The 17653-nt window shown below is 63.5% G+C and carries 16 protein-coding genes; 10 read left to right on the forward strand and 6 right to left on the reverse strand.

Going from position 1 to position 17653, the window contains the following annotated elements:
• The first annotated feature begins 1 nt into the window (after position 1).
• The 7 genes from nuoI to VGG89_09760 are packed head-to-tail and all read left to right on the forward strand — an operon-like array spanning position 2 to position 7593.
• The gene (gene nuoI / locus VGG89_09730) at positions 2–628 is read left to right on the forward strand and encodes an NADH-quinone oxidoreductase subunit NuoI (GenBank protein HEY1976814.1); all 627 of its coding nucleotides are present in this window, start codon (positions 2–4) and stop codon (positions 626–628) included.
• Positions 625–1227, forward strand: coding sequence for an NADH-quinone oxidoreductase subunit J (locus VGG89_09735; protein HEY1976815.1), 603 nt, complete (start codon positions 625–627; stop codon positions 1225–1227). The genes nuoI and VGG89_09735 overlap by 4 nt, the downstream gene beginning before the upstream one ends.
• Positions 1227–1532, forward strand: a complete 306-nt coding sequence (gene nuoK, locus VGG89_09740; protein HEY1976816.1) for an NADH-quinone oxidoreductase subunit NuoK — start codon at positions 1227–1229, stop codon at positions 1530–1532. The genes VGG89_09735 and nuoK overlap by 1 nt, the downstream gene beginning before the upstream one ends.
• Entirely contained in the window at positions 1529–3541 is a 2013-nt protein-coding gene (gene nuoL / locus VGG89_09745) for an NADH-quinone oxidoreductase subunit L (GenBank protein ID HEY1976817.1), read from the forward strand. The genes nuoK and nuoL overlap by 4 nt, the downstream gene beginning before the upstream one ends.
• Positions 3541–4935: an NADH-quinone oxidoreductase subunit M gene (locus tag VGG89_09750; protein HEY1976818.1), complete on the forward strand. Its 1395-nt coding sequence runs from the start codon at positions 3541–3543 to the stop codon at positions 4933–4935. The genes nuoL and VGG89_09750 overlap by 1 nt, the downstream gene beginning before the upstream one ends.
• Positions 4919–6343, forward strand: coding sequence for an NADH-quinone oxidoreductase subunit N (locus tag VGG89_09755; protein ID HEY1976819.1), 1425 nt, complete (start codon positions 4919–4921; stop codon positions 6341–6343). The genes VGG89_09750 and VGG89_09755 overlap by 17 nt, the downstream gene beginning before the upstream one ends.
• 50 nt (positions 6344–6393) lie before the next feature.
• On the forward strand, positions 6394–7593 hold the full coding sequence (locus tag VGG89_09760; protein HEY1976820.1) for a tetratricopeptide repeat protein: 1200 nt from the start codon (positions 6394–6396) through the stop codon (positions 7591–7593).
• Here the strand turns inward: VGG89_09760 and VGG89_09765 are convergent.
• Positions 7590–7973, reverse strand: a complete 384-nt coding sequence (locus tag VGG89_09765) for a RidA family protein (GenBank protein HEY1976821.1) — start codon at positions 7971–7973, stop codon at positions 7590–7592. The genes VGG89_09760 and VGG89_09765 overlap by 4 nt on opposite strands.
• Positions 7970–9007: an aldo/keto reductase gene (locus VGG89_09770; protein HEY1976822.1), complete on the reverse strand. Its 1038-nt coding sequence runs from the start codon at positions 9005–9007 to the stop codon at positions 7970–7972. Before VGG89_09770 ends, VGG89_09765 begins: the two co-directional genes overlap by 4 nt.
• Positions 9008–9064: 57 nt before the next feature.
• On the opposite strand from VGG89_09770, the gene VGG89_09775 reads away from it, so the two are divergent.
• Both VGG89_09775 and VGG89_09780 read left to right on the forward strand, forming a co-directional pair.
• Positions 9065–10456, forward strand: coding sequence for an aminotransferase class I/II-fold pyridoxal phosphate-dependent enzyme (locus VGG89_09775; GenBank protein HEY1976823.1), 1392 nt, complete (start codon positions 9065–9067; stop codon positions 10454–10456).
• Positions 10453–11613 carry a HAMP domain-containing sensor histidine kinase gene (locus VGG89_09780; GenBank protein ID HEY1976824.1) on the forward strand — a complete coding sequence of 387 codons (1161 nt, stop codon included), beginning with the start codon at positions 10453–10455 and terminating at the stop codon, positions 11611–11613. Before VGG89_09775 ends, VGG89_09780 begins: the two co-directional genes overlap by 4 nt.
• Positions 11614–11634: 21 nt before the next feature.
• Here VGG89_09780 and VGG89_09785 read toward each other — a convergent pair whose 3' ends face one another.
• The 3 genes from VGG89_09785 to VGG89_09795 are packed head-to-tail and all read right to left on the reverse strand — an operon-like array spanning position 11635 to position 14548.
• Positions 11635–12162: a GNAT family protein gene (locus tag VGG89_09785; GenBank protein ID HEY1976825.1), complete on the reverse strand. Its 528-nt coding sequence runs from the start codon at positions 12160–12162 to the stop codon at positions 11635–11637.
• A 9-nt stretch (positions 12163–12171) separates the two neighbouring features.
• Positions 12172–13461 (reverse strand): glutamine synthetase family protein, encoded by a 1290-nt coding sequence (locus VGG89_09790; protein ID HEY1976826.1) that lies wholly within the window; start codon positions 13459–13461, stop codon positions 12172–12174.
• Positions 13439–14548, reverse strand: coding sequence for a helix-turn-helix domain-containing protein (locus VGG89_09795; protein ID HEY1976827.1), 1110 nt, complete (start codon positions 14546–14548; stop codon positions 13439–13441). The genes VGG89_09790 and VGG89_09795 overlap by 23 nt, the downstream gene beginning before the upstream one ends.
• A gap of 38 nt (positions 14549–14586) precedes the next feature.
• Here VGG89_09795 and VGG89_09800 point away from each other — a divergent pair, with 38 nt between their 5' ends.
• The gene (locus VGG89_09800) at positions 14587–16371 is read left to right on the forward strand and encodes a diguanylate cyclase (protein HEY1976828.1); all 1785 of its coding nucleotides are present in this window, start codon (positions 14587–14589) and stop codon (positions 16369–16371) included.
• A gap of 2 nt (positions 16372–16373) precedes the next feature.
• Here the strand turns inward: VGG89_09800 and VGG89_09805 are convergent, their stop codons facing one another.
• Positions 16374–17651 (reverse strand): divalent metal cation transporter, encoded by a 1278-nt coding sequence (locus VGG89_09805; GenBank protein HEY1976829.1) that lies wholly within the window; start codon positions 17649–17651, stop codon positions 16374–16376.
• Positions 17652–17653: the final 2 nt, after the last annotated feature.

The raw sequence follows: 17653 nt of genomic DNA on the forward strand, positions 1-17653 counted from the left end.
GATGCGCAAACGGCTCTACAACGTCGGAGCGATCCTCAAAGGGTTGTCGATCACTTTCGGGTTCATGTTTCGCAAGCGGCCGACGATCGAATACCCGTCGGTCAAGAAGCAGCACGCGCCCCGCTTTCACGGTTTGCACGAGTTGCGCCGATACGAAGACGGAAAGGAACGCTGCATCGGCTGCGAGCTGTGCTCCAGTGCCTGTCCGGCGAATGCGATTACGGTCATCGGCGCCGAGAACGAGCCCGACGATCGGCGCTCACCCGGCGAACGCTACGCCGCGCGCTACGAAATCGACGAGCTGCGGTGCATTTTCTGCGGCATGTGCGAAGAGGCGTGTCCCACCGACGCGATCGTGCTCACGCCGCGTTTCGAGATGTCGGATTTCCGTCGCGGCTCGCTGATCTACGCGAAGGATCGCCTACTGGTGCCGCCCGAGGCCGGCGTCGGGCGTCCGCCCGACGAGCGGCCCGGCGGAATTCCCGGCGACCTTGGCGCCGTTGCGGAGATGAAGTCGACGACCGATATCGATCGCGGCTACAGCGCGACCTGGCGCGGCACGATTCTCAAAACGCAGCGCCGCGGTCTGACGATGCTTCCGAAAGACAAGCAGGGGCCGCCCGCGTGATCGGATTCTGGATCTTGTCGGTGGTCTTGATTGCAAGCGCGATCTGGTGCGTGACCGCGCGCAAGGCGGTCTACAGCGTGGTCGCGCTGCTGCTCAACTTTGCGGCTTTGGCGATCACGTACGTCGGACTCAATGCCGAGTTCTTAGCGGTGATTCAGATCATCGTCTACTCGGGCGCGATCTTGGTTCTTTTCGTCTTCGTCATCGCGCTGCTCTCGAGCGGCGTCGCGCCGTTTTCGGTCGGTCCGAACCGGTTGCCCAAGGCGGTTGCGCCTGCGATCTTCATCGTCCTGGTCGCGTTCGGCTTCCTCTACTATGCGATCAAGGATTCGAGCGTTATGGCCGGCGCAGCGAAGAGCGCTTCGCAGTTGGGACCGGTCGGCGCGCCCAACGTCTTCGGCAGCGTAGCCGATTTCGGCAAGGCGCTCTTTACCGTATGGCTGCTGCCGTTTGAAATCACGGCGCTGATTCTCATGGTCGCGGTGATCGGTGTGGTACTCCTCGCCGGCGATCAGGCACCCTACGTCGCGACGGTCAAGCAGGCCCGCGAAGTGCAGCGCGAGATGCGCGAAGCGATTTTGAAGGGCGGCGGCGAGTGATGACCGTTCCCGTCGTCGACTACGTCGCGCTCGCCTCCGTGATTTTCTTCATCGGCGTCGCCGGCGTCTTGCTGCGCCGCAACCCGCTCGTGATGCTGATGAGCATCGAGCTGATGTTCAACGCCGCGAACTTGCTCTTTCTCGCGTTTGCCCGGGCGTGGCTCAACAACGCGGGACACATCTTCGCGTTTTTGGTGATCACCGTCGCCGCCGCGGAGGCCGCCATCGGCCTCGCCATCGTGGTTACGGTTTTTAGAGCCGAAAAGAACGTCGACGTCGACGAAGTGAGGGCGCTGCGCGGATGATTCATCACGTCATGGGAGTCGATGGATCCTATCCGCTGCTGCTAGCGCTGTGGCTGTTGCCGCTTGCCGGTGCGATCGTGTGCTGGGCGTTCGGTCCGCAACTCAAGCAGCTGGCGGGGTGGCTTGGATCGGCCGTCGTCGGCGCGTCGTTCGTCTTGACGCTGCTGTCGTGGGGCAGCGGGACTCAGACCAGCGGCGGGGCGGACGGAGCGCATCAAACGCTGCTATCGTGGATGCCGGGCTTCGATTTCGGACTGCTGCTCGACCCGCTGTCGCTGCTGTGGACCTTTATCATCACCGGCGTCGGATTTCTGATCGTCTTCTATTCGATCGGATACATGGACGGCGATCGCGCGTTCGCGCGATTCTTCGCCTACATGAACTTCTTCGTGTTCGCGATGCTCACGCTGGTGCTCTCCGACAACTTCATCGGGTTGCTGGTGGGTTGGGGGCTCGTCGGCCTAGCGTCGTATTTCCTGATCGGTTTCTGGTTCGATCGCGCTTCGGCGGTTGCCGCGGCACGCAAAGCGTTCGTGATGAACGTGGTCGGCGACGTCGGCATGATGTTCGCGATCTTCCTGATCGTCGCCAACGTGCACTCGATCTCGTTCGGCGACGGTTTCGCCGCGGCGGGTTCCTTCGGATCGCAGACGCTGATTTGGATTTGCGTCGGTCTCTTCATCGGCGCGGCGGCAAAATCTGCGCAAGTTCCGCTGCACACCTGGTTGCCCGACGCGATGGAAGGTCCGACGCCGGTCTCGGCGCTCATCCACGCGGCAACCATGGTGACCGCGGGTGTGTATTTGATCGCGCGCTGCGCGCCGTTGTGGAGCGCGAACGCCGACGCCCAGATGATGGTCGGCGTCGTGGGCGGCTTGACGGCCCTGATGGGCGCGATTCTGGGTTGCGCGCAGTGGGACATCAAACGAATCCTCGCTTATTCGACGATGTCGCAGATCGGCTACATGATCATGGGCGTCGGCGTGGGAGCCTACGAAGGCGGCGTCGCGCACTTCTTCACGCACGCGTTCTTCAAGGCGCAGCTCTTCCTGGGCTCCGGTCTCATCATTCACGCGCTGAGCGACGAGCAGGACGTGCGCCGGATGGGCGGCTTATGGAAGAAAATGCCGTTTGCGTTCATCGCCATTCTCACCGGCGTACTTTCGATCAGCGGCTTCCCGTATACGAGCGGATACTTCTCGAAGGACATGGACATCTACGGCGCGTTGGCGGAGCACCACGTGTGGCTGTTCGGCGTCGGCATCGTTACCGCCGGAATAACCGCGTACTATATGTTCCGGTTACTGTTCATCACGTTCTTCGGCGAGTATCGCGGTGCGGTCGATCCGTCGGATCTCGGTATCCGTCATCCGGAACTCGCCGGCACCACGCTTCCCAGTCAGGCCGAAGAGGGACACGTCGGGCACGAACCGGAGCATCATCACGCACCCTCATGGATCATGAACGTTCCGGTCGGCATTTTGATCGTTCCTACGCTGTTTGCCGGTTGGGTGATGTTCGGCGGTGAAAACTCGCTCTGGGCCAGGTTCTTTACGATGGAGTTTCCCGCCGGTCCGCAAGCCGTTCGCGCGGTTTCCGGCATCACCGAAGGATCGACCAGCCTCATCGTGCTGGTCGCGGTCGTGATAGGCTTCGCGATCGCGTTCTGGCGCTACGGAACGAAAACGGCACAAGCCGATGCCGTCGCACGGCTGCGTAACGAATCGGTGCACATGTCGCCCGTGCTGACCAACTTGTTCTACTTCGACGCGTTCTACGATTTGATCGTCGTGCGGACGTCGCAGCTCTTCGGCACGATCTTCGGGCGAGCCATCGATCCGCACGTGATCGACGGCGCCGTTCGCGAGAGTGCCTTTTCGGCCCAGTGGCTGGGCGTCTTCATGCAGTCGCTGCAGACGGGCTTACTGCGCGCCTACGCGCTGATTCTCGTCTTCGGAGCGGCCTGCTTCATCATCTATTACGCGCTGGCGATCGGAGGCGTGCACTGATGCTCGTGCTGATCACCATCCTGCTGCCGATCGTCGTGGGTGCGCTGCTGTGGCTGCTGCCGCGCGAGGATCGCGTGCTTTCGCGCGCGATCGGAACGCTGGTGGCCGGCGTGACGTTCGTTACGACAGTGCTTGCGAACAACCAGGGCCAAGAGTGGAGTTATCGCTGGCTCTCGCGCCCGTTCGAGTCGGCGTTCCATTTCGGCACGACGCCGGTTTCGTATTGGATCTGCCTGCTGCTCGCGTTATGCACGATGAGCGCGATCGCCGTCACGCACGTGCCGCGCACGCGAAACTTCACGGTGCAGATGCTGTTCCTCGAGGGCGCGATGATGGGGTTGTTCCTGTCGCGCGATCTGCTGACGTTCGCGCTCTTCTGGGACTTGATGCTCCTGCCGGTGTTCTTCGGGCTGATCGGCTGGGCGTCGCATCCGGCCACGGCGTGGCGGTACTTCATCTACAACTTCGCGGGTGGTTTGACGCTGTTGCTGGCGACGGCCGCGTTCGGCGTGATCTTCGGATCCACCGACGTGATAGGACGCGCCGACGTCCACCTCGCGGGCGCGTGGGCGCCGTGGATCTTCGCCGGTTTCTGCTTTGCGTTCTTAGTGAAGACGCCGGTGTGGCCGCTGCACACCTGGATGCCGCTGACCTATAGCGACACGCCGCCGCCGATGATCGCGGTGGTCGCGGCGGTGCAGTCGAAGGCCGGTTTGTACGGTCTCATTGCCATCGCAGTGGCGTTCATGCCGCAATACGTGCACCAGTACGCGCCGGTGCTGATGATCCTCGGCGCGATCTCGCTGATCTACGGCGCGCTGATCGCGCTGGTCCAGCAAGACGCCAAACGGATCGTCGCGTACTCGTCGCTCTCGCACCTCGGCTTGATCGTGATCGCGATCGCGTCGCAAAACCAACTGGCGCTCGAAGGCGCGCTGGTCTACATCATCGCGCACGGCCTGTTCTCGGCCGCGCTCTTCCTGCTGTTGGGCTACGTCGAACAGCGCGAAGAGACGCGCTCGCTGCTGCGCCTGGGCGGTCTGGGCCGCGCGAACCCCAAACTCGCCGGCGCGCTGTGCATCGCCGCGCTGGCGGCTCTGGGTTTGCCCGGGCTCGCGGGATTCGTCGGCGAGATCGTCATTCTCATCGGCGTCTATCAGACCGGCGCGGTCTGGGCGACCATCGTCGCGCTGGTCGCGATCGTGCTCGCCGCGGCGTATGTGCTGCGGCTCTACCAGGACATCATGAACGGACCCGAAGTCGAAGACGTTCCGGTGCGCCGCGACCTCACGTGGCTCGAAGGACTGGCGGTCGCGCCGCTGCTCGCCGCGCTCGTCGTCTTGGGCATTCAACCTCACGCGCTCATGGAGGCCGTTCGTGTCGCCGTTCACTAACGCGGATTGGAACGCGCTCGTCCCCGTCGCGGTCGTAGCGGTGGCCGCGCTGGTCGTGCTGATCGCCGATTTGATCTCGCGCACCAACGCGGATCGTTACCTCTCGATCGCAATCGGCGTCATCGGATGCGCCGTCGGCGCATTTTTGGCCGCACAACAGTACGGCCACGACTATAATGCGTTCTTCGGCGGCTTCATGACCGGCGGCTTCACCACCGTGTTCGAAGAAATCGTGCTGCTCGCGGCGGCCGGGTCGCTGATTCTCTACGGATCGATCGGTCCAGCGCCTCGCGTCGCCGGCACCACGGCGCTGCTGCTGTGGAGCGCGTGCGGTGCAATGCTGATGGCGGGCGCCGCCAATCTGATGACGATTTTCCTTGGCCTCGAGCTGCTGTCGCTAGCGCTGTACTGCCTGTGCGGCATGGTCGACCGCAAAACCGCGCGCGAATCGGCGCTCAAGTATTTGATTCTCAGCTCGACGGCTTCGGGGTTCATGCTCTTCGGCATGGCGCTGATCTTCGGCGCGAGCGGCTCGGTGATGCTCGCCGATTTCGTCAGTCCCGCCCTGGCAAGCAATCCATTGTTTGCCATGGGTGCGGGCATGTTCTTCGTCGGAATCGCGTTTAAGCTAAGCTTGGTGCCGTTTCACACGTGGACGCCCGACGTATACGAAGGCGCTCCCCTCCCGGTAACGGCCTTTATGAGCGTTGCCACCAAAGCGGCGACGATCGCGGTGCTCGCGCGCTTCATCTATGCCGCCCTGCCGTCGTCGATCGGCGGCGCGCTGCTGCTGCCGATTTGGATACTGGCCGGCATCTCGATGATCGCCGGCAACGTCGGCATGCTGGCGCAGCACGACCTCAAGCGTCTGATCGCGTATTCGGGTATCGCGCAGGTCGGGTACATCCTGACGGCGCTCGCCGGGGGGACGCCGCTGGGGCTTCGGTACGCGATTTACTACCTGACGGCGTACGCCTTTATGAACTTGGGGGCGTTCGCCGTCGCAGCGGCGCTCTCGACCGAAGACGAGCAAGGATCGCGGCTGGTCAACTATCGCGGCCTCGGACGGCGACGGCCGTTCCTCGCCGCGGCGATGACGTTCTTCCTGTTGGCGATGGCGGGGCTGCCGCCGACGGCAGGCTTCCTCGGAAAGATTCTGATTCTGTCGACGGGGGTGAGCTCCGGGTTCGTCTGGCTGGCCGCCCTCTTGATCGCCGGTACGGCTATCTCGCTCTACGCCTACGCCAAAGTGGTGCGGGCGATGTACGAGCGCGGCGAGCACCGCACGCACGACGCCCATCCCTTCGTGCCGCTGGCTTGGGCGAGCGCGGCGATCTGCGTCGCAGTCGTGCTGGTCATGACGTTCTACCCCCTCACGCCAAGCAACATTTTGCCCTTAGTGAAGTAGGGCCCCGGGGTCACGCCCGAGCGACTTTCGGCGTTATACTAAAGGTGAGCATGCGACGCGCGCTGGGTCTCGCGCTGTTGGCCTTCGCCCTACTGGCGACGGGACGTCCCGCCGTGGCCGATCCGGTGAAGGTAGAGACCAATCCCGACGTCATTTTCGCCCCGAAGTTTGCCTCGGATCCGCAGGGCGCCATAAGGCGCGCGCGCGAGAAAATTGCGGCGGGCGATCTCAACGGCGCCGTCTCCCAACTCGAAACGTACGTCAACGCGCACCCCGAAGAAAGCCAACCGCTGCGCTTTTTGGGCGATCTCTACTACCGGCAAGGGAAGCTCGACAAGGCCGAGTTCGTCTATCAGCGTCTGCTGCATTCCAATCCGCGCGATAAAGAGACGCACAACCGGCTGGGCGTCGTGTACGCGACCGAAAACCGCATCGACGATGCGATCGTGCAGTTCAATTCGGCGCTTCCGGGGACGGATTCGGTGAAGGATCTCGTCGCGATGCACGCGCGCAAGGGCGATCTGCCGATGTATCGCTCCGAGATGGAGGCGCTGGCGCGGTCGCAACCGACGGACGCGGCGATTCAGGCCGAAGTCGGCCAGATTTACTCGACGATTCATCAGCCGGGCGAGGCGATGATGTACTACATGCGCGCGCTCGACTCCGATCCGACGTCGCTGACCGCAATCAACGGACTGGGTTTGTCATATCTCGACACGCACGCCTATCGCGACGCCGAAAACCAGTTCAAGCACTGCCTCCAAATCGATCCCACGAACTACACGTGCGAGAACAACCTCGGTGCGGCGTACCTGCAGATGTCGCAGTTCGACTCGGCGACGCCCGTGTTGACGCGCGCGCATCAGATGCAACCGGAGCGACCCGAGGCGCTCGTAAATTTCGGATATCTCGCCGACGCGCGCGACGATTGGAAGCGCGCCGTGAACTTTTACGTGCAGGCGACGGTCGTGGGACCGTACTTGCCCGAGGCTTACGTCGACCTCGGGATCGACTACGAACATAACGGTCTCTATCCGCTCGCGCAGTCGGCGCTGCTCAAAGGCGCCGCGGCCGCGCCGCAAGACGGGCGCATTCGGTACCTGCTGGCGGTAGCGTACGCGGCGCAGGGCCAGAAGCCGCTGGCGATCGCGCAGCTCAAGATCGCCGAACAGTCGCTCGATCCGGACGTTGCGCGTATCGCGCAAGAGGAGCGCACGAGGCTCTCGACGAGCTCGGTACCGCAGCTTTAGGCGCGAGCGATACAGTCGATCTCGATGAGCGCGCCGCGCGGTAACGCCGCGACCGCAACCGTCGAGCGTGCCGGCTTGCCCATATCGAAGTACTTTTCGTACACCTTGTTCACCGCCGCGAAGTCGTTCATGTCGACGAGAAAGAGCGTCGTCTTGACGACGTCGGCAAAGCTGTAGCCGGCGGCGCACAGCACCGCTCCGAGATTCTCGATCGCGCGCTCGGCTTGGGCGGTCACGTCGCCGTCGATGAGTTCGCCGCTGTGCGGATCGAGCGCGATCTGACCGCTGCAATAGAGCTCGTGACCGGTCATCACGGCTTGGCTGTACGGACCAATCGGCTTGGGCGCGTGATGGGTTAAGACGTGCTCGTGCTTGCTCACGCGTGCGCCTCGTCGCGAACCATCGTGCCTTTGAACGCCATCGGCGGTTCGTCGATGCCGAAGTTCGAAGCGTAGAGTGCCGCGACGCGATCGAGCTCGTCTTTGGTGAGCGCCGGCGCGCCGGGCGCTTTTGCGAATTCGACGAGCTGCTCGCGATCGTAGATGTTCGGCAGCACCGTCATGACGCGCGGTTCGGCGAGCAGCCATTGGATGGCCGCTTGACCCAGCGTGCGATCCGGCCGCTCGAGAAAGCGCAGCTGCTCGACTTTCTTGACGCCGTTGACCAGCCACGCACGCGGACGATGACGGCGGTGGTCGTTGGCCGGGAAGACGGTGTCCTCGGTGTAGTGGCCTTCGAGCATGCCGCTGGAGTGCGGCACGCGGATCATGTAGCCGGTGTCGGCCCCCGAATCGTACGCGGCGCGAATCTGTTCGTCGCCCGGATGCTGCTCGAGGATGTTCCAGATGATTTGCAAGCTCGCGGCGTTGCGCTTTTCGACCGCGTCGACGCCTTCGTAAAGCCAGCCGATTGCCGGTCCGAGCGCTACCCCGTACATGCGGATCTTGCCTTCGCTCTTGAGCGACTCGAGCAGTTCCCACAGGGCGTCGTCTTCGACTTGCGCCATGCGCGCGTTGTGCATCTGATAGATGTCGACGTAATCGGTTTGCAGGCGCCGCAACGATTCTTCGAGCGCTTTGCGAACGAACGCCGGCGAGAAATCATGGGGCAGCTCGAACTGGCCGCGCCGCTGTTCGACGTTTTGCGGCGTGTAGAAATCGTACCCGAACTTCGTCGCGTACACGACCTCGTCGCGTCGTGAGGCGAACGCTTTGGCCAACTGCTCTTCGCTTCGGCCGTTTCCGTACGTGTCCGCGGCATCGAAGAACGTGATGCCGAGATCCAACGCTTCGCGCAGCATCGTCACGGCGTCGTCGTCGGTCTTTTCGCCCCACCAGCCCGTGGCGGTGGTCCACAGACCGAAGCCCACCTCGCTCACGGTCACGTCACTGTTGGGATACGTTCGGTAATTCATGCATAGCCTTTCGCCGGGCGGGCTTCGGTGCCCACCCCGCCTAACGTCTCTCGCACCATGGAGCGGACCGCCACTACCTTTTTAGGCGACCTGGAGCTGGTCGGGCGTTGGATCGACGAGTACTTCTCGCATCCCGAGCGCTTCCGCGTGCTTCCCGACGTTCGGCCGGGCGAGGTAGTGGCCGCCCTCCCCGCGGGCCCGCCCGAACAGCCCGAGCCGTTCGACCGCATCATGGACGACTTCGAGCGTATCATCGTCCCGGCGATAACGCACTGGAACCATCCGCGTTTCTTCGCATACTTTGCGACGAGCGCGGCACCCGTCGCGGTGATGGCCGAAGCCTTGTCGGCCGCCTTAGACGTGAAGGCGATGCTCTGGCGCACCTCGCCCGCCGCAACCGAACTCGAAGAAGTGACGATGCGCTGGCTCGGGCAGCTCCTCGGCCTGCCGAGTCACTGGACCGGAATTATTTACGACACGGCGTCAATCGGGGGATTTACCGCCCTGGCGGCGGCCCGCGAATCGTTGGACCTGGAAATCCGGCGGTACGGAATGACGGGGCGAAGCCTGCCGCAGCTGCGCGTTTACATTACGGAACACACGCACTCCCACATCGAAAAGGCCGCGATTGCGCTGGGCTTGGGACAAGATAACGTCGTTCGCATCGAATGCGACGGTGAGTTTCGCATGCGATCCGAGGCGCTCGACGCGGCGATCGAACGTGACGTTGCAGCGGGGATGCGTCCGATGGCCGTGGTCGCGACGGTCGGCACCACTTCGACGACCTCGATCGATCCGGTCCCGGCGATAGCGAAGGTTACGCGCAAGCACGGCGTCTGGCTGCACGTCGATGCCGCATACGCCGGTATGGCGGCGCTGGTGCCCGAGTTTGCGGGGTTGCTCGAGGGAGTCGATGAGGCCGACTCGCTCGTCGTCAACCCTCACAAGTGGATGTTCGTTCCAATGGATCTTTCAGCGCTGTTCGTCAAGGACGAATCGATCTTGCGCCGCGCCTTTAGCCTCGTGCCCGAATATCTCACCACGCCTGAAGGCGATGCCGTCAACTATATGGATTACGGACTGCAGCTGGGGCGCCGTTTCCGCGCGCTAAAACTGTGGTTCGTGCTGCGTTATATGGGTGCCGAAGGCATTCGCAATCGTCTGCGCGATCATATCGCGCTCGCGCAGGAGTTCGCGTCGTGGGTGCGAGCCGACGAGAGCTGGGAGATCCTTGCGCCGCACCCGCTTTCCGTCGTCTGTTTCCGCCACCGCGGCGTCGATAACGAGCGCTTGATGCATGCCGTCAACGAGACCGGCGAAATCTTCATTTCGCATACGAAGGTCGATGGAACGTACGCGCTGAGGCTGGCAATCGGCAATCTCCGCACGCAGCGCGAGGACATCGAGTTCGCGTGGAACCTGCTGCGCCGCGAGGCTGCAAAACTGTGACGAAGAAGCTGCAGGTTCTCGTCGAGGGGTCGCAAGAGGAAGCCGCGCGCGTTCGCGAGCGGCTCGATCCCAAGCAGTACGACGTCATTGCGGGACGCGAGCTTGCCCACCGGCTCGCGGCGAGCATCGACGAGCTCGAGCGGCAGCGCGCGAGCGTGCTCGAGCTCAATCAGCTCAAGAACGACCTCATCGCGGTGCTGGCGCACGATATCAAAGGACCGCTGACGTCGATTGCGGGCTTCGCTGAGCTGCTCGAAGAGGGTTATCTCGAAGGTCCGGGCGCCGTCGATGCGGCGCACACGATTCGCAGCAACGCGCAGCGCTTGGCAACGCTTGCCAGCGACGTGCTCGAGCTGTCCCGCATCGAGCACGGCGAGCTGGAAATCGCTGACGAGCGCGTCGATCTGATCGAACTGATGCGCAACGTCGTCGAGACGCACGTTGCCGAACGCAACGTGCACGTCGAGACGAAGTTGAAGGAAGCGCTCGTTCGCGGCGACGGCGACCGGCTGCGCCAAGTCTTCGACAATCTCATTCGCAACGCGATCAAATACTCGCCCGAAGGCAATCCCGTCGAGGTGACGGTCGAGCGCGCCGGCGAGAACTTCCGCGTGGAGGTGAGCGACCACGGTATCGGGATTCCGGCTGAGGACATCCCGCGGCTATTCGGAAGGTTCGCGCGCGCGTCGAACGCGCGGCGCGCCAAGATTGCGGGCACGGGCATCGGATTGTTCATCGTCAAGATGATCGTCGAGCGGCACGGCGGCTCCGTCGACGTGGTCAGCACGCTGGGCGAAGGCAGCAGGTTCGGCGCCGTGCTTCCGTCGTTCGAGGCGCGCGTCTCGCAAAAGCCGATGCGCGTCGCAATCGTTACCAAGGACACCGATCTTTCGCGCTTCGCCGCGTACGAGCTGCGCTCGCGGGGCTACCGCGTGCGGCAGTGTTCGGCGCTCGAAGACCTCGCGCACGTGGGCGACTTGCGCCCGGGCGACGTCGTGCTCGCCGATCCGGCGCTTGCAACCGCCGAAGAAATCGCGAAGTTTGCAGCGCCCGGTTCGGTTCGCGTCGTCGGGATCGGCGCGAGCAGCGGCACATGGGACGCGATTCTCCCGCGCCCGTTTCTAGCAGAAGATTTGATTCAAACCGTTTCGACGTAAGGGCAGTTTCGACCAATCGGCCTACAAACGGATCAGCGCGTACTCAATCTCGTCGCGCAGGACGCCCCGGATCGTGTCCGCGTCGCGATGCACCGCGATACGCCGGAACCCCAGTCTCTCCAGCAACGCGATCGAGCGGCAGTTGTCGGGATCGACCGATGCGCGGATTTCGCGCACCTGCAACGCCGTGCTGAGAAAATCGAGTAGACCGACCACAGCTTCATGCCCGTAACCGAGGCCCCAAAACGGCGCAAACAGCACGTACGCGATCTTCGCAGGCGCATTGACAGGCACGGTGGCCTGCACGTATCCGATGCAGCGGCCGACATCGAGGCATCGGATTGCCCAGTTCAGCCAACGTTCCGAGCCATCCGGCGATGTGCGCGATTCCAGGCTGCGCAATCTACTCCTCAAGCCTTTGAGGTCGCTCGGGGCGATCGATGGAACGAACTCGTAGAGCCGCTCGTCCCGCAGCCCGTCGAAGAGTTCGTCGGCATGCTCTTCAGTCAGCGCTTCGAGCCGCAAGCGCGGCGTGCGGAGTTCGCTCATCCCGTCGTCTTAGTACAGTCGCAAGTACGCGTCGCGCTCCCACGGATGCACCGCGCGGCGGTAGCGCTCGTATTCCGCGAGCTTTGCGTCGCGAAAGGCGTGGTAAAGATGATCGCCGAGCGACGCGCGCACGATCGGATCGCCGTCGAGCTCGGTAATCGCTTGGCGTAACGATTTCGGCAACGTGCCGATGCCGCGTTCGTGCCGGTCACGTTCGCTCAAGTCGTACGTCGAACCGACCAGCGCCGGACCAGGCAGCGTCGCTTTTGCTATTCCGTCGGCGGCCGCGCCGAACAACACGGCGAGCGCCAGATAGGGATTGCACGCTGGATCGGGGCTGCGCATCTCGACGCGCGGCGGATTCTGGCCGGGCGGCACGCGCACGAGGGCGTTTGCGCTGCGCTCCGACCAGACCGTGTAAATCGGCGCGTCCCACGCGGCCACCAACCGTTTGTACGAGTTCACCGTTGGATTGCAGATCGCGGTGGTTGCCGGCGCGTGGGCGAGCAGTCCGCCGACGACGTAGAGCGTCGTATCGGAATCGGTTTCGTCCGACAGCCGGAAATCGACGTGCAGGCCGTTGCCGGCACGGTCCTCGAGCGGTTTGGGCATGAACGTCGCGTCGAGTCCGTAACCGGCCGCGACGTGCTTGGCGATCGTACGCAAGGTCAGCGCGTTGTCGGCGGCGGCCAGCGGATCGTCGTGCAAGATGTCGATCTCGTGCTGTCCGGCGCCGTGTTCGTGGTGAGCCGAATAGATTCGCACCCCCATCGACTGCAGCGCGGCCACGATCGCGTTGCGCGCTTCCTCGCCGCGATCGTTTGCCGAGAAATCGAAGTACGAGCCGACGTCCGACGTTGCGGTCGACGCCGCTTCGCCCGGCCGCTTATCGAAGAGAAAGAACTCCATCTCCAGCCCGACGCTCACGCCGGCCAGCGGGGGAGCGCTTTCGATCGCGCGGCGCAGCGTCGTGCGGGGGCAGCCTTCGAACGGCGTGCCGTCGGGCATGGCGATATCGCAGATGAGCCGCGCTTCGAATCCGTCGGCGACGGGCCAGGGATAGACCGCGAAGGTGGACGGATCGGGGCGCAGCAGCATGTCGAGCTCTTCACCGCGCACGAAACCGTCGATCGAACCGCCGTCGAACGTAATGCGGCCGTCGAGCGCGAGCTCGAGCTGATCGACCGGAATCGAGACGTTCTTGCTCACGCCGAAGATGTCGGCGAAGACGAGCCGCACGAAACGGACGTTGCGCTCGCGCGCCAGCTTGAGAACGTTACGCGGAGTGGAGGACGACAATCGCTACCGCCAATCGAAGTGTGAGTTGATCGTGGGGACTTTCCAGCGAGCGTCCGCAGATCTCGCCGATTTGCCGCAAACGATAGAAGACCGTGTGACGATGAACGCTCAAGCGCTCTGCGGCCGTCTTGACGTTCTGTCCGACGGCAAAGTAGAGCGCGAGCGTGCGTTCCAGCTCGGTTTGGTGTTTTTCGTCGTACGCGCGCAGCGGTGCGAGCGTCGCACGTGCGAACTCCTGCAGACGGTTCGTATCGGCGCCTTGGTAGAGCATCGGATACGCGCCCAGCTCGTCGTACGCAACGACGCGTCCCGCACCGAAGACGCGGCGTCCGATCGCAAGCGCCGCTTCTGCACTCTCCACCCCGGCGTGCAGCGACAGCAGCGCTTCGGCACGACCGATGCCGCCCGAGATGCGCACGTGCGCTTTCTTCTTGGCGACGCTCTTGGGCAGCAAGGTCGCAGCCGTACGCGCGTTGCTCGCGTCGATTTCGCGCGTTGCCGGAACGAAGATCAGCAGTGCGGGACCGCGCTCGAGATAGCCGACGTCGCAATCGCCGCCGCCAAACGATTCCAGCGCGAGCGCGCGCACGTCGGCGGGAGCCAGTGCCTCGGCGGCGTCGGGTTCGGCTTCGGCTTCGATCGCGACGGTAACGTAGGCGGGTGCAATGGCGATGCCGCGCGCGGCGGCGTCATCGCGTGCGGCCGTTGTGTCGTGATAGACCCGGCCGATCAAACGTTCCCAGAACGTTCGCCGGCGTCCACGGCCGGTTTCGCCGTTGCGCGCCAACTCGACGGCAATTGCCGAAGCGGTCAGGCGCGCGAGGTGCCCGCTTTCGGAGCTGCACGAGAGCCACCCGACTTGAGCGTTTCCGGCCACGATCGGCACGGCTCGCTCGGGAGCGCTGCGAGCGCTCGACGGCAGCGGCCCCGTGCCGGCCGATGCGAGGTGACGCCACTGCGCGTCCTCGATCAGCACGCTGCCGCCGGTCGCCTCGGCGAGGTGCGCTGCGAGCGCTTTGGGTCCGCCGCCCGACGCCGCGACGCGCGCGAGCCCTTCGGCGAACTCCACGAGCTCTTCGGGAGTCATGCCGCGTCTTTCGGCGAAGAAACCAAAGGCTCTTCGCCATGAACATGTCCGACGTACACGCGGTCCTTGCGGCGCTCTATGCAGAGACGCCCGATGCCGTCGTGCTCTACGACCTGCGCGGCTACGTGCTGGCCGCCAACGACTCGGCGCTGGCGATGAGCGGCTATCGATTCGAAGAGCTGGCCGGAAAGAGCTATCGCGAGATGGTTGGCGCCGACGACGAGCGCGTCGAGGTGGCCGTCCGCACGGCGCTGGCAGGCGGCCGCGATCACTTCGAATGTGAGGCTCGGCGTAAGGACGGCCACGGCGTTCCCGTGGAGTGTTACGTCTTTCCGGCCCGCGATCGCAACGGGGCCATGGCCGGCATCTTCGTCCAAGCGCACGACATCGCCGACCTCAAGACCGCCGAAGAGTCGCTGGCCGTCAACCAACAGCGTTTTCGATCGCTCTTCGAGTTTCATCCGGACGGCATTTTGGAGCTCAAGAGCGACGGAAAGATTTCGCGCGTCAACGTTGCGTTCGAAAGCGAGACCGGATTCTACACCGAGCAGATCGTCGGCAAGCCGTGGGTCGAGCTGCTCGCGCCCGAGAAGCGCGATCTGGCCGACCGCGCGCTCGTGGCCGCGATGCGCGGCGAAGCCGTCGAACACGATTGCCTGCTGCTCGACCGGCTCGGCAATCGCATCGACGTCCAGCTCAAGCTCGTACCCGTGCACGTCCGCGATGAGATTGCCGGCGCGCACGCCGTCTTCAAGAACATTACCGCGCAGAAGACGGCCGAGCGGACCATCGCCGAGCAGGCCGAACGGGTCGCGCGTCTCTACATGGTTGCCGCGGCGCGAAGCGAATCGATCGACGATCAAATCGACGCGACCCTGCAGCTTGGCTTGGAACTGTTTCACTTCGACGCGGCGTACATCACGATTGTTCAAGGCGAACGCGTCGCGATTCGCAACTCCGTGGGGCAAGGCTCGCCGATTCCCAAAGGTGCCGTCTATCCGAACAGCGCCACGTTCTCACGGCATCTCACCGACGACCGCGAAATGCTCGTCATTCCCGATATCGGCGAGAGCCAATACCGCGAAGATCCGGCACGCGTTACGGCCGACTGGCGCTCGTACGTGGCCCTCCGGTTGACCGCGGGAACGCGCGTCTTCGGCGGGCTGGTCTTTGCCGGACTCAAACCGCTCGCGGAGATCGGTGCGAGCGACCGCGACTTGATCGCCCTGATGGGTCTCTTCGTGTCGGCGGCACTCGAACGCGCCGAGCACAGCGAGCATATCGAACAGCTCGCGTTCAACGACGTGCTCACGGGCTTGCCCAATCGCGTCCTGTTTGCCGACCGTATCACCAATACGATCGCCACCGCCAAACGCTACAACCGCGGCTTTGCGGTGATGTACCTCGATCTCGACCATTTCAAGACGATCAACGACACCCACGGGCACATCGTCGGCGACGAAGTGCTCAAAGCCGTCGCGGAGCGATTGCGCACGACGTTACGCGAAAGCGATACGGTGGCACGTTTCGGCGGCGACGAGTTCGTGATCCTGGAACCGGTGATCGATGGTCCAACCGACTCGGCCGACCTCGCGCGCAAGCTGCACAACGCCATGCAGCAGCCGGTCGTGGCCGGGGGTCATACGCACAACGTGCAAGTCAGCATCGGCATCGCGCTTTTCCCCAACGACGCGGCGACGATCGAGGGATTGATGGAAGCCGCCGACGGCGCGCTCTATCGTGCCAAACGCGAAGGCCGCAACCGCTGGTTCTTCGCGAACCAAGATCTCGCCCGCGAAGGCTTCAAACAAAAGAAGGCTTAGCTCTATCCCCCGAGGAGTTTGGGATAGAGCTGGCCGGTAACGTAGAGCACCGAGAGGCAGCCGATGACGACGACGGTCGTCCATCCGATGGCGTTGGCGAGCGGCGAGTTCGTGTGCGTACCCATGATCTGCTTGCGATTGACGATGATCAGCATGAGCACCAGCTCGGCAGGTAACAAAATACCCTGCAAATCCTGCGCGAAAAGAATCAGCTTGAGCAGATGTATGCCTGGGATCAAGACGACCGCGGCACCGAGGACGAGGCCGACCGCGAAGAGCGAGAAGAAGACCGGCGCTTCGGAAAATTTGCGGTTGATTGCCGCTTCGAACCCAAAGGCTTCGCAGACCACGTAGGCGGTCGAGAGCGGAAGGACGGTCGCGGTGAAGATGCCCGCGTTGAGAATGCCGAACGCAAAGATCGTCTCCGCCCATTTTCCGGCGAGCGGCCGCAGGGCTTCGGCGAAGTCCGACGCTTGCTGCGGCTGAAGGTTGGCGCCATGCTGATTGGCGATGAAGATCGTCGCCGCGTTCGCGATGATCATGAAGGCGGCGAGCGCGATTGCCAGCACCGAGCCGTTGACGACGTCGACTCGCGCAAGCGGCAGATCTTCGGGACGCAAATCTTTCTCGACCACAGCCGACTGTAAGTAGAACTGCATGTACGGCGAGATCGTCGTACCGATCAAGCCGACGACGGCGACCAGCCAGCCCGCGGTCTGTAAGTGAAACGTCGGAATCAAACCGTGTGCAACGTCGCCCCAATGCGGGTGGGCCAGCACGGCCGACGCGATGTACGTGAGATAGACGAGCGAGAATCCCACGAAGATGCGTTCGACGGTTTTGCTCTCCAAGCGCAACACGAGCAGAAAGACGAAGACCAACGCGCCCGGTATCGCAATATATCTCGAAACGCCGAAGATTTCCGAAGCGGCCGCAACGCCGGCGAACTCGGTGGCGGCAAGCAGCGTGTTGATGAGGAAGAGCGCAGCCATCGCGAGGAACGAGATGCGAACGCCGAATGTCTCGCGCATGAGCGAGGCGAGGCCTTTGCCCGTGATGCAGCCCATGCGCATCGCCATCTCTTGTACCACGATGAGCGCGATCGCCAGCGGCACCATGATCCAGATCAGGCTGTAGCCGAACTGCGCGCCCGCCGACGAGTACTGCGCGATGCCGCCGACGTCGTTGCCGGCCGACGCCGTGATAAAGCCCGGACCGAGAACGGCCGCAATCAGTAGCAGCGTTCGCGTGAACGAGCGCCGGCGCGGAGCCTCGACCACCG

It is taken from the genome of Candidatus Baltobacteraceae bacterium (assembly GCA_036488875.1).
GTDB lineage: Bacteria > Vulcanimicrobiota > Vulcanimicrobiia > Vulcanimicrobiales > Vulcanimicrobiaceae > JAFAHZ01.

Coding starts and splice junctions, on each gene's coding strand:
- nuoL (HEY1976817.1), top strand. CDS start 1,529: ATGATTCATCACGTCATGGGAGTCGATGGATCCTATCCGCTGCTGCTA.
- nuoK (HEY1976816.1), top strand. CDS start 1,227: ATGACCGTTCCCGTCGTCGACTACGTCGCGCTCGCCTCCGTGATTTTC.
- VGG89_09795 (HEY1976827.1), bottom strand. CDS start 14,548: ATGACTCCCGAAGAGCTCGTGGAGTTCGCCGAAGGGCTCGCGCGCGTC.
- VGG89_09775 (HEY1976823.1), top strand. CDS start 9,065: ATGGAGCGGACCGCCACTACCTTTTTAGGCGACCTGGAGCTGGTCGGG.
- nuoI (HEY1976814.1), top strand. CDS start 2: ATGCGCAAACGGCTCTACAACGTCGGAGCGATCCTCAAAGGGTTGTCG.
- VGG89_09750 (HEY1976818.1), top strand. CDS start 3,541: ATGCTCGTGCTGATCACCATCCTGCTGCCGATCGTCGTGGGTGCGCTG.
- VGG89_09800 (HEY1976828.1), top strand. CDS start 14,587: ATGAACATGTCCGACGTACACGCGGTCCTTGCGGCGCTCTATGCAGAG.
- VGG89_09770 (HEY1976822.1), bottom strand. CDS start 9,007: ATGAATTACCGAACGTATCCCAACAGTGACGTGACCGTGAGCGAGGTG.
- VGG89_09785 (HEY1976825.1), bottom strand. CDS start 12,162: ATGAGCGAACTCCGCACGCCGCGCTTGCGGCTCGAAGCGCTGACTGAA.
- VGG89_09760 (HEY1976820.1), top strand. CDS start 6,394: ATGCGACGCGCGCTGGGTCTCGCGCTGTTGGCCTTCGCCCTACTGGCG.